Origin of the sequence: Sphingobacterium sp. JB170 (assembly GCF_900163865.1) — a bacterium.
GTDB lineage: Bacteria > Bacteroidota > Bacteroidia > Sphingobacteriales > Sphingobacteriaceae > Sphingobacterium.
On the sequence record NZ_FUKU01000058.1, the window covers coordinates 1 to 8,619 of the forward strand.

Sequence of the window (8,619 nt, forward strand, 5' to 3'; positions counted from 1 at the left end):
TTTTCGGTCAATAGCTTCCATGATCCGAAGATTGAACAAAGAAAGTCCCTGTGGCTTAAAGTAGTAACTGCTTCGCGGCAGATCTATTACTTGGCATTGCTTATAGACGCTCAAATTTTTGAATGACGGACAAATAAGCTGGCGTTTATCTTCTCGACTCATTTGCCCAAGACCTTTTTTAAGAAATCAACTTGTACCTGAAGCTCCCCAATCTTGGAGTAAAGATCCTTTTCCTTAGAATCATCTTTATCTACAGATCGTTCTGTGGTAAAAACGGCTTCTGCATTCGACAGAAACTCCTTCTTCCAGGTGTTAATCTGCGTAGGGTGGAGTTCATACTTAGAAGCCAATTCTAGGATCGTTTCTTTTTCTTTAATCGCTTCGATAGCTACTTTGGCCTTGAAGCTTGCACTAAATTTTCTGCGTTCTCTTTTCATTTTCAACTGCTAATTTAAACATTTAATACAGTTGTCCAGTTTTTAGGGAGTATCATATTAATGTTTATAATATTATTACAGATACTAATAAATGTGGATAATATATTTTTTTACCACTGCTTTTAAGTGCTTGATTTTCAAATTTTTATTTTAATACATTTTGTAGTTAAAATTGGATATTATCTCCATAATTCTATTTTTTGGATTTGAAAAGAAAAAAAACATTTACAAAATGAATTGCAATTGACCTTCTCCCACAAAACCGTAACACCTAAAAGTAGAGATTTTTCGATAAAGTAATTAACTTTAATACAAGAAAAATCAAATGAAAAAAAGCAGATTTACAGAAAGTCAGATTGTCTTCGCCTTGAAGCAATCCGAGACGGGAGTAAAAGTGGAAGAAGTATGTCGCAAAATGGGTATCAGCGAGGCAACTTTTTACAATTGGAAAAAAAAATTCGGAGGCTTGGGCATAACGGAACTTCGCAGCTTGCGCCAGCTGGAAGAAGAGAACAGCCAACTCAAAAAGCTGGTAGCGGACCTAAGTTTAGATAAGCAGATTCTTCAGGATGTTCTGAAAAAAAAGTTCTAAAGCCGGTTCAGAGGCGTGAACTGGCGAAAGGGATACAGCAGGATTACCGGGTTTCTCAGCGAAGAAGCTGTCGTTTGGTGTTTTTACAGCCTAGTGTTTATTATTACCATCCACATCGGAGAGATGATAAGGCTCTGAGGATGCGACTCATAGAACTTTCCAACATTCGTGTTCGGTATGGCGTGCAGCGTTTACATATTCTTCTGAGACGGGAAGGATGGAAGGACAATCATAAAAGGATCTACAGAATCTATTGTGAGGAAGGTTTGAACCTAAGGAGAAAACGGAACAAAAGAATAAAATCTGCACGCTCCCGGGTTCCTACCAATGGCATTGCTTCTAGTTTACATGAGTGCTGGAGCATGGATTTTATGAGCGATGCCCTGTTTGACGGCAAGAAATTCAGGGTCTTAACTTTAGTGGATAATTATAGCCGTAAATCCTTGGTGCTTCATTCCGGAATTTCCATTAAAGGAGAAGATGTTGCTGAAATATTAAAAAATGTTACCTTTGAGCAGCAAGCCTATCCCAAGCGGATTAAGATTGATAACGGACCGGAGTTTATCAGTAAAGCATTGGACAGATGGGCTTATGAAAGGAAAATAGAACTGGAATTCTCCAGGCCGGGAAAGCCAACAGATAATGCATTTATAGAGAGTTTTAACGGATCATTAAGAGATGAATGCCTCAATGTGAATTGGTTCTTATCGCTGGAAGATGCACAGCAAAAGCTAGATGTCTGGAAAGAGGATTATAACAGTTACAGACCCCATAGCTCATTGGGGAATTTAACGCCAAACGAGTTCATTGAAAACAGTCAAAACATGCAAATTTCTCTATTTTAGATTGTTCCATATATCGGGGGGAGGTCAAAAATTCAAGAAAAAATTCTACTTTTGAAGCGTACTGAAAATGGGGAGCTTACAACAACAACTCAATTTTTAAAGTTGTGCCTTTACGATACAACTTCCATTCTTCCAGTTGTGCATATGTGATACAACTCAAATTTTAAAGTTGTGCATTTACGACACAACTTCCATTCTTCCAGTTGTGCCTTTACGATACAACTCAATTTTTAAAGTTGTGCATTTACGACACAACTCAATTTTTAAAGTTGTGCCTTTACGATACAACTTCCATTCTTCCAGTTGTGCATATGTGATACAACTCAAATTTTAAAGTTGTGCATTTACGACACAACTTCCATTCTTCCAGTTGTGCCTTTACGATACAACTCAATTTTTAAAGTTGTGCATTTACGACACAACTCAATTTTTAAAGTTGTGCCTTTACGATACAACTTCCATTCTTCCAGTTGTGCCTTTACGATACAACTCAATTTTATTTCTTTCTGCATTAAATCTTTTATCTATATTTGACTTAAAATGTAGGTTAAAAGAGAGGTCAAGTAGTGGAAAAAAGTACTAATAACCCTGCTTCGCAGTTTCATTATTACTTTATTCCCTTCTTGCTTTTCTCCCTGTGGTCGAAAAGACTAATAAAATTTAGGATTTTATTTTGGTACAAATTCATTATTACTAAATTTAAGATGATAAAAATGGAAGATGATAAAATAAAAATAAATTCAAAAAAAAATCTCACACTATAATACCCCCGCAAATTCAGACCACTTGACTAATTAAAAAAATGTTTAATTTTAATCAAGTGAAAATTATGAAAAGAAGCAGAAGAAAATTCGATTCCTCATTCAAAGCAAAGGTTGCTGTTGAGGCTTTGAAAGAGCAGCAAACCCTTTCGGAACTGGCTATTAAGTTTGATTTGCACCCCAATCAGATATCACAATGGAAGCATGAGTTTTTAGAGAACTCGGCGCTAGTTTTTGAGCAAAAGCCCAAAGCATTGAAATCCGATCATGAGGTTGATGTGGATAAGCTCTACTCCAAAATTGGGGAATTGCAAATGGAGAAAGATTTTTTAAAAAAAAGTTTAGCCAAGTTAGGTCTATGATTGATTCAAAGCTTTTTATTGACAAGAATCACGGTCTGAGTATCCGTAAACAATGTGAAATTCTGGAAATAAACCGCTCCGGATTATACTATGAACCGAAAGGCGAGCCTCAGCAGAACTTGGAGATCATTGAGATCATGGACAGGCATATCCTGGAAGAACCTACTGCGGGGGTCCTGACCATGCAGTCCATGTTGCAGGATCGGGGAATTAACGCTGGTTATGAACGTGTAAGACGCCTTATGAGGCTGGCTAACATTAAACCTATCTATCCCCGAAGGCATTTAACGCAATGGAAAAGGAACGACTATATTCACCCTTATTTGCTTCGGAATCTCGCCATAACGCATAGTAATCAGGTATGGGAGATCGATATCACTTACATACCAATGGCCAAGGGATTTATGTACTTAACCGCAATTATTGATGTTTACAGCCGCTATATTGTTGGATGGGGACTAAGTAACTCTCTGGATGCCGATTCCTCTCTGAGGGTAGTCAAAGAGGCTATTCGGGATCACGGTAAACCTATGATACTCAACAGCGATCAGGGAAGCCAATTTACTTGCAAGGAATACATAGATTATCTCAAAGACCAGCAAATACAGATCAGCATGGATGGCAAAGGCCGGGCGCTGGATAACATCTATATTGAACGGTTCTGGAGAACAATAAAGTATCAGCATATCTACTTGAATCCGGCGACATCAGGTGTCGGTCTATTTACTAGAATTAAGAAATGGATTGAAAAATACCACTACAGGGCACACCAGGGAATTGATAGAACCAAGCCAATCAACAGATATAAAATGGCAGCCTAATTCAACTAAGAAATGATCAATAGTGGTCTAGTGATGTCGAGGTATTTTACATATCCCCTTCATTTATGAAATTGTAAAAATAGATGAATTAGGAATTTACAAATAGAACGTTTTTTTAATTTAACACTGAATTGATGTTCAATGCGTAAGAATTTAAGAATAATTTGGAGATTACTGTACTACTTTTGTATACCTTGATCTCCATAATCCACCATTAATAAAGACTTTTTTAGATTCTGTATTGGTAAGTAAATTCGTTTCAAAGGTTTTTTTATAGCTCAATGAGGCTCGTTTTGTAGCTCATTTAAAGGAGTAATTGAGCTGTATATCTGTTTTTATGAGCTTAATTTAATTTCTTACAAACCGCCTCAATCTTATTAAAAATACTCTGGTATGCTGTAACAAATATTTACTAAATTTATTACAGCATACCAGAGTAATAAATGTCATAAACAGCTAGAAGTAAGATAGAAAGTAAAGTTTTTAGGTGGCGAATTGTTTTTTGCCGATGATTTAAAAACTATGGAACTCCCGAGAATATTCTATTGACACTTTTCTGTATGGAGAATGATGGACTTATCGAAAGGTTAGCTCATGGTATTTATAGCAAACCAAAGAAGGATTATTTGTTGAGTACACCATGTCCTAATATCGAAGAAATTGCTAAACGAGAAAAGTCAATCATTACTAATGGGTACTTTATCCATTAGTAATGATTGACTTTGGTCATTGCTGATGGATGAAGTTGCATTATTCGTTCCATATCCCTATATTTGAAGTCATTAAGACTCGAGTGAAATGATGAGGCAAGAACAATTAAGTGTAGTTATCGACGCGCAGCAACGCGTATTTCTCGACAAACAGGATTTAATAATCCGGGAAGCATTGCAAAACGTCCCTATAGTGGATAATTATGCAACTATAATTACAGGAATCAGAAGATGTGGGAAGAGTACTTTATTGTTGCAACTCCTAAAGTCAAAGTACACCGAAGTCATTTATTTAAATTTTGAAGACATTCGATTAGTCGCTTTTAACATAGAGGACTTTATACGCTTGCAACAAGAAATCGATAAACGAAGCATCCGTGTATTATTTTTTGATGAAATTCAAATCGTAGATAAATGGGAAATATTCGTTAACCAACTCTTAAGAGAAGGATACACCGTATTCGTAACGGGCTCCAATGCATCATTATTAAGCAAAGAGCTAGGAACCCACCTTACTGGGCGACATCTTTCCATGGAATTATTTCCTTTTTCATATCGTGAATTCATCACCTATAAAGAAACCGAGGCAGATCAAGAATCATTAAAAGATTATCTAGTTACTGGCGGAATGCCCGAATACGTAAAAAGCGGACAAGCCCTTATTCTCGGCAGTCTGATGGACGATATTTTGGTACGTGACATCTCCGTTCGACATTCCGTACGTGATATCGATTCATTGAAACAACTAGCTATTTATTTAATTTCAAACGTTGGTGTATTAGTTTCGGCCAATAAATTAACAGGCTTATTCGGGATCAAATCCAGCACAACCATCTTAGAATACTTTAATTATTTCAAGGACGCTTATTTAGTAGAATTTGTACCACGCTTCGATTATTCAATAAAAGTGCAAGCCCGGAATCCGAAGAAAATATACGTAATGGATACCGGATTGATCAACGTCGTTTCGACATCGTTTACTGAAGACCTTGGTCGCAAACTAGAGAACATGGTCTATCTTCATTTAAGGAGAACCTATAGTACAATCTATTATTTTGCAGAAAAAGGAGAATGTGATTTTGTAGTCTTTGAAAAAGGCAAAATCGTCCAAGCCATACAAGTATGCTATACTATAGACGACTTCAATTTTGAACGCGAATATAGTGGGCTAGTAGCAGCATTACATTATTTCAAAGTCAATCATGGTTTCATAGTTACCCTGAACCAAGAAGATATATTCGAAAAAGACGGTCTAACAATTGAAATGATTCCCGCATATAAGTATTTTATTAGAAAGGAATGATTTCAACGTAGGCTTATAAGGTAATATAAGTATCTTATATTCAGCAAGGTATAGATGAAGTTATTGCCGATATTGAAAACTTATTTTCTGCTAAATAACTGCACATCTCTGCTAATTTCTGATTCAGCATAACGTGTTTAATATCAGTTTGTTATTAATTATTGTATCGGAAAGTAGTTGCGTATAACTGGATAAAACTAGATATTAGTAAATAAATATAAAGCATTGAAAATGAAATATTTTCGATGCTTTATTGTTTGTTGCATTAGTTTTGAAACGATGCATTTTTAATGGTTTTGTACGTGGTTTGTATTTTATGATTAAGCCACGTACATGACGTCCAAATTTTAATTTATTACTATCATGAAATCTTACAGAGTTACCCTACGAGAACAAAAGAACAAATCCGGTAGAACCAGCCTATATTTGGATATCTATCCACCGATTTACGACGAAAAGAAAAAGAAAGAAACCCGTCGAAAATTCCTAGATCTTTATTTGTTTGAAAAGCCAAACAACAAGATCGAACGGGAACATAATAAGTTTACCGTGGTTAAGGCTAAGGAAATAGAAAGTGAATGGCAGATGGATCTGCTTGGACAGACACTTAATATGCCATTTATCTCCAGCAAGGATCTTGATTTTCTGGCTTATTTTAAAAGTATTGTCAAGAAACGGTATACATCAAAAGGAAATTACGATAACTGGCTATCTACCTATAATTATTTAGAAGATTATACCAAAGGACAATGCTTGATGTCTCAAGTAGATGAGACTTTTTAATGCTATAAATATACGAATTTACGGATGAAGTAGACTTTTTTAGTTGCCTTAAAATGTATAATCCATAAATTTGGACATGCAAATTGTAGCTATTTCGGATACACACGGTAAGCATTGTGATTTACAACCATTACCCGAAGGAGATGTTCTTATCCATGCTGGGGATGTAAGCCGCGGCGGAACAAAAGAACAGACCATAGAATTTTTGGAATGGTTTGCGGAGCAAAAGCATCCGCATAAAATATTTATTGCAAGAAATCATGATTTCTTTTTTGAGTAAGTAGATCCTGATGCGGTAAATAGCATAATTTCTGAGGGGGTAATTTACCTAAATGATTCTGGCATGAAAATCAATGGGGTTCAGTTTTGGGGATCGCCAATTACACCATGGTTCAATAATTGGGCTTTTAATCGACAACGTGGAGATGAAATAAAGAAATATTCGGATTTGGTACCTGACGACACAGACGTTCTGATTACACATGGACCACCTTTCGGCATTTTAGATGAAACGGTTTATGGAAAGCGTACAGGTTGTGAAGAATTGCTTTTACGTGTTTATCATGTCAAACCTAAGTTTCATATTTTTGGACACATACACGAGGATTTTGGTAGTTTTACGAAGGGAGAAACAACATTTATCAATGCCAGTGTTTTAGATGATTGGTATGAGATGAAGAATAAGTCAATAATTTTAGATTTGTAATGATGATGGATAAAAAAGAAACTATTTCTATGGTTGATGTTCAGTTAAAGAGCTTTGTAGATTCTAAGCGGCCGAAAGATGAAGAGGTGCGTAAACAATTGGATTTTGGTTATTCGTGGGATGGGCAAACGGCTTTACTGTTTGAGATTAGACCACAATGGAATGATCCAACGAATATTTTAGAATTTCCGTTTGCAAAGCTTCGCTTTGTGAGGTCTTCTAACATCTGGAAACTCTATTGGATGCGCGGATCGGGTAAATGGGAGGCTTATGAGCCGAAACCTGAAAATACAAACCTCCAATTATTGCTGGATGAAATTGATCATGACGGCTATGGCTGTTTTTTCGGGTGATTAACGCTACAAAAAAGGAAATTACCGAACCTTTGTTCCAACGGATAATGTTTATATTCTGCAGCGGGTTCTTTTGGAAATGGGTGCGAGATCATTAACCGAACCTTTTGAAAAGAAATCTGTAATATCATTTCTTGACCATCATTATAGTGATCTTGATTTTACTGAGCCTTCATTTGATGTCCAGGTGGTTATTCCTACACGTACGTTTATCGAGAAGGTACTTCTATTGCACGAAGAGTTTTCAAAACCTGTAGACAGGATTAGGACGGATCGATTAACCAGGAGCGGAATGATTAGTCTTTAAATAGAATTTTATAAAGGCATGGCAGTGGGTGATGATGGAAAACGCACTCATCTTAGAGATTTTGAGTATTTAAAACTCTATCAATTTGAAAAACCTAAACTAGCTAGTGAAAGAAAAAATAACAAAGAAAATCTTGAACTCGCTGAGAATATACTAGCTGTCCGTAAAGCAGATTATGCACAGGGAAATATGGTCTTAAAAATAATATTAAGGCAAAGAGACCTTTCCTAGGTAATTTTAAGGAGAAAGCTAGCGATCATATTAATTCAAATTGTGAATAAAAATAATTGTTGAAAACACAGCAAAATACCCAGATTGGAGTGACCGAGACGATATCAAAGCTCAACTTAAGATGATATTATCGTGAAATTACATCAATACGGTTATCCTCCAATCACACAGGATGATGTGTATAAGAATGTATTAGAACAAACTGAGAATTTTAAAAAGAATAGGTCTTATTTAGAGTTACTTATTGTATGTTCGTTATTTCCAGAAAAAAAAGTCAGTTTTGATTGAAATAACAATCGTTTTGGAGAGATAATGTGGTTTTGACTATGTTCAAGATATTTTAAAATGTTAAATCAGTAGCGTCCTAAACAAAGAAAAAAATGGCGGTGGATTAATACAGCAGGGATT

11 protein-coding genes and 2 pseudogenes are annotated in these 8,619 nt (G+C 35.8%); 12 read left to right on the top strand and 1 reads right to left on the bottom strand.

The window, feature by feature from the left end:
• Window positions 1-158: 158 nt before the first annotated feature.
• Complete coding sequence (locus FM107_RS15560) at window positions 159-437, bottom strand: transposase (protein WP_086949416.1); 279 nt, start codon at window positions 435-437, stop codon at window positions 159-161.
• 325 nt (window positions 438-762) lie between these two features.
• Here FM107_RS15560 and FM107_RS15565 point away from each other — a divergent pair.
• The 12 genes and pseudogenes from FM107_RS15565 to FM107_RS20110 all read left to right on the top strand — a co-directional run bounded on the left by FM107_RS15565 (window position 763) and on the right by FM107_RS20110 (window position 8,499).
• A protein-coding gene (locus FM107_RS15565) for an IS3 family transposase (protein ID WP_086949417.1) occupies window positions 763-1,874 on the top strand; the annotation gives its coding sequence in 2 pieces (ribosomal slippage) (window positions 763-1,018 and window positions 1,018-1,874; 1,113 coding nt in all).
• Between the two features lie 829 nt (window positions 1,875-2,703).
• Window positions 2,704-2,997 carry a transposase gene (locus tag FM107_RS15575; protein ID WP_086949424.1) on the top strand — a complete coding sequence of 98 codons (294 nt, stop codon included), beginning with the start codon at window positions 2,704-2,706 and terminating at the stop codon, window positions 2,995-2,997.
• Window positions 2,994-3,818, top strand: a complete 825-nt coding sequence (locus FM107_RS15580) for an IS3 family transposase (protein ID WP_086949419.1) — start codon at window positions 2,994-2,996, stop codon at window positions 3,816-3,818. Before FM107_RS15575 ends, FM107_RS15580 begins: the two co-directional genes overlap by 4 nt.
• A 524-nt stretch (window positions 3,819-4,342) precedes the next feature.
• Window positions 4,343-4,528: pseudogene (locus FM107_RS20280) on the top strand (DUF6088 family protein); the annotation flags it as partial.
• 88 nt (window positions 4,529-4,616) lie between these two features.
• Window positions 4,617-5,831, top strand: a complete 1,215-nt coding sequence (locus tag FM107_RS15585) for an ATP-binding protein (RefSeq protein ID WP_086949420.1) — start codon at window positions 4,617-4,619, stop codon at window positions 5,829-5,831.
• 363 nt (window positions 5,832-6,194) lie between these two features.
• Window positions 6,195-6,614, top strand: a complete 420-nt coding sequence (locus tag FM107_RS15590; protein WP_086949421.1) for a phage integrase SAM-like domain-containing protein — start codon at window positions 6,195-6,197, stop codon at window positions 6,612-6,614.
• Window positions 6,615-6,690: 76 nt separating this feature from the next.
• On the top strand, window positions 6,691-6,894 hold the full coding sequence (locus tag FM107_RS19775) for a metallophosphoesterase (RefSeq protein WP_218779021.1): 204 nt from the start codon (window positions 6,691-6,693) through the stop codon (window positions 6,892-6,894).
• Window positions 6,895-6,957: 63 nt separating this feature from the next.
• Window positions 6,958-7,320 (top strand): hypothetical protein, encoded by a 363-nt coding sequence (locus FM107_RS19780; RefSeq protein ID WP_218779022.1) that lies wholly within the window; start codon window positions 6,958-6,960, stop codon window positions 7,318-7,320.
• The gene (locus FM107_RS15600) at window positions 7,320-7,673 is read left to right on the top strand and encodes a DUF3024 domain-containing protein (RefSeq protein ID WP_218779023.1); all 354 of its coding nucleotides are present in this window, start codon (window positions 7,320-7,322) and stop codon (window positions 7,671-7,673) included. The genes FM107_RS19780 and FM107_RS15600 overlap by 1 nt, the downstream gene beginning before the upstream one ends.
• A gap of 34 nt (window positions 7,674-7,707) precedes the next feature.
• A pseudogene (locus FM107_RS15605) lies at window positions 7,708-7,980 on the top strand (nucleotidyl transferase AbiEii/AbiGii toxin family protein); the annotation flags it as partial.
• An 18-nt stretch (window positions 7,981-7,998) separates the two neighbouring features.
• A complete protein-coding gene (locus FM107_RS15610) occupies window positions 7,999-8,211 on the top strand; it encodes a hypothetical protein (protein WP_086949423.1) in 213 nt (70 codons plus the stop codon).
• Window positions 8,212-8,343: 132 nt separating this feature from the next.
• Window positions 8,344-8,499 carry a DUF3387 domain-containing protein gene (locus FM107_RS20110; protein ID WP_218779024.1) on the top strand — a complete coding sequence of 52 codons (156 nt, stop codon included), beginning with the start codon at window positions 8,344-8,346 and terminating at the stop codon, window positions 8,497-8,499.
• Window positions 8,500-8,619 lie beyond the last annotated feature (120 nt).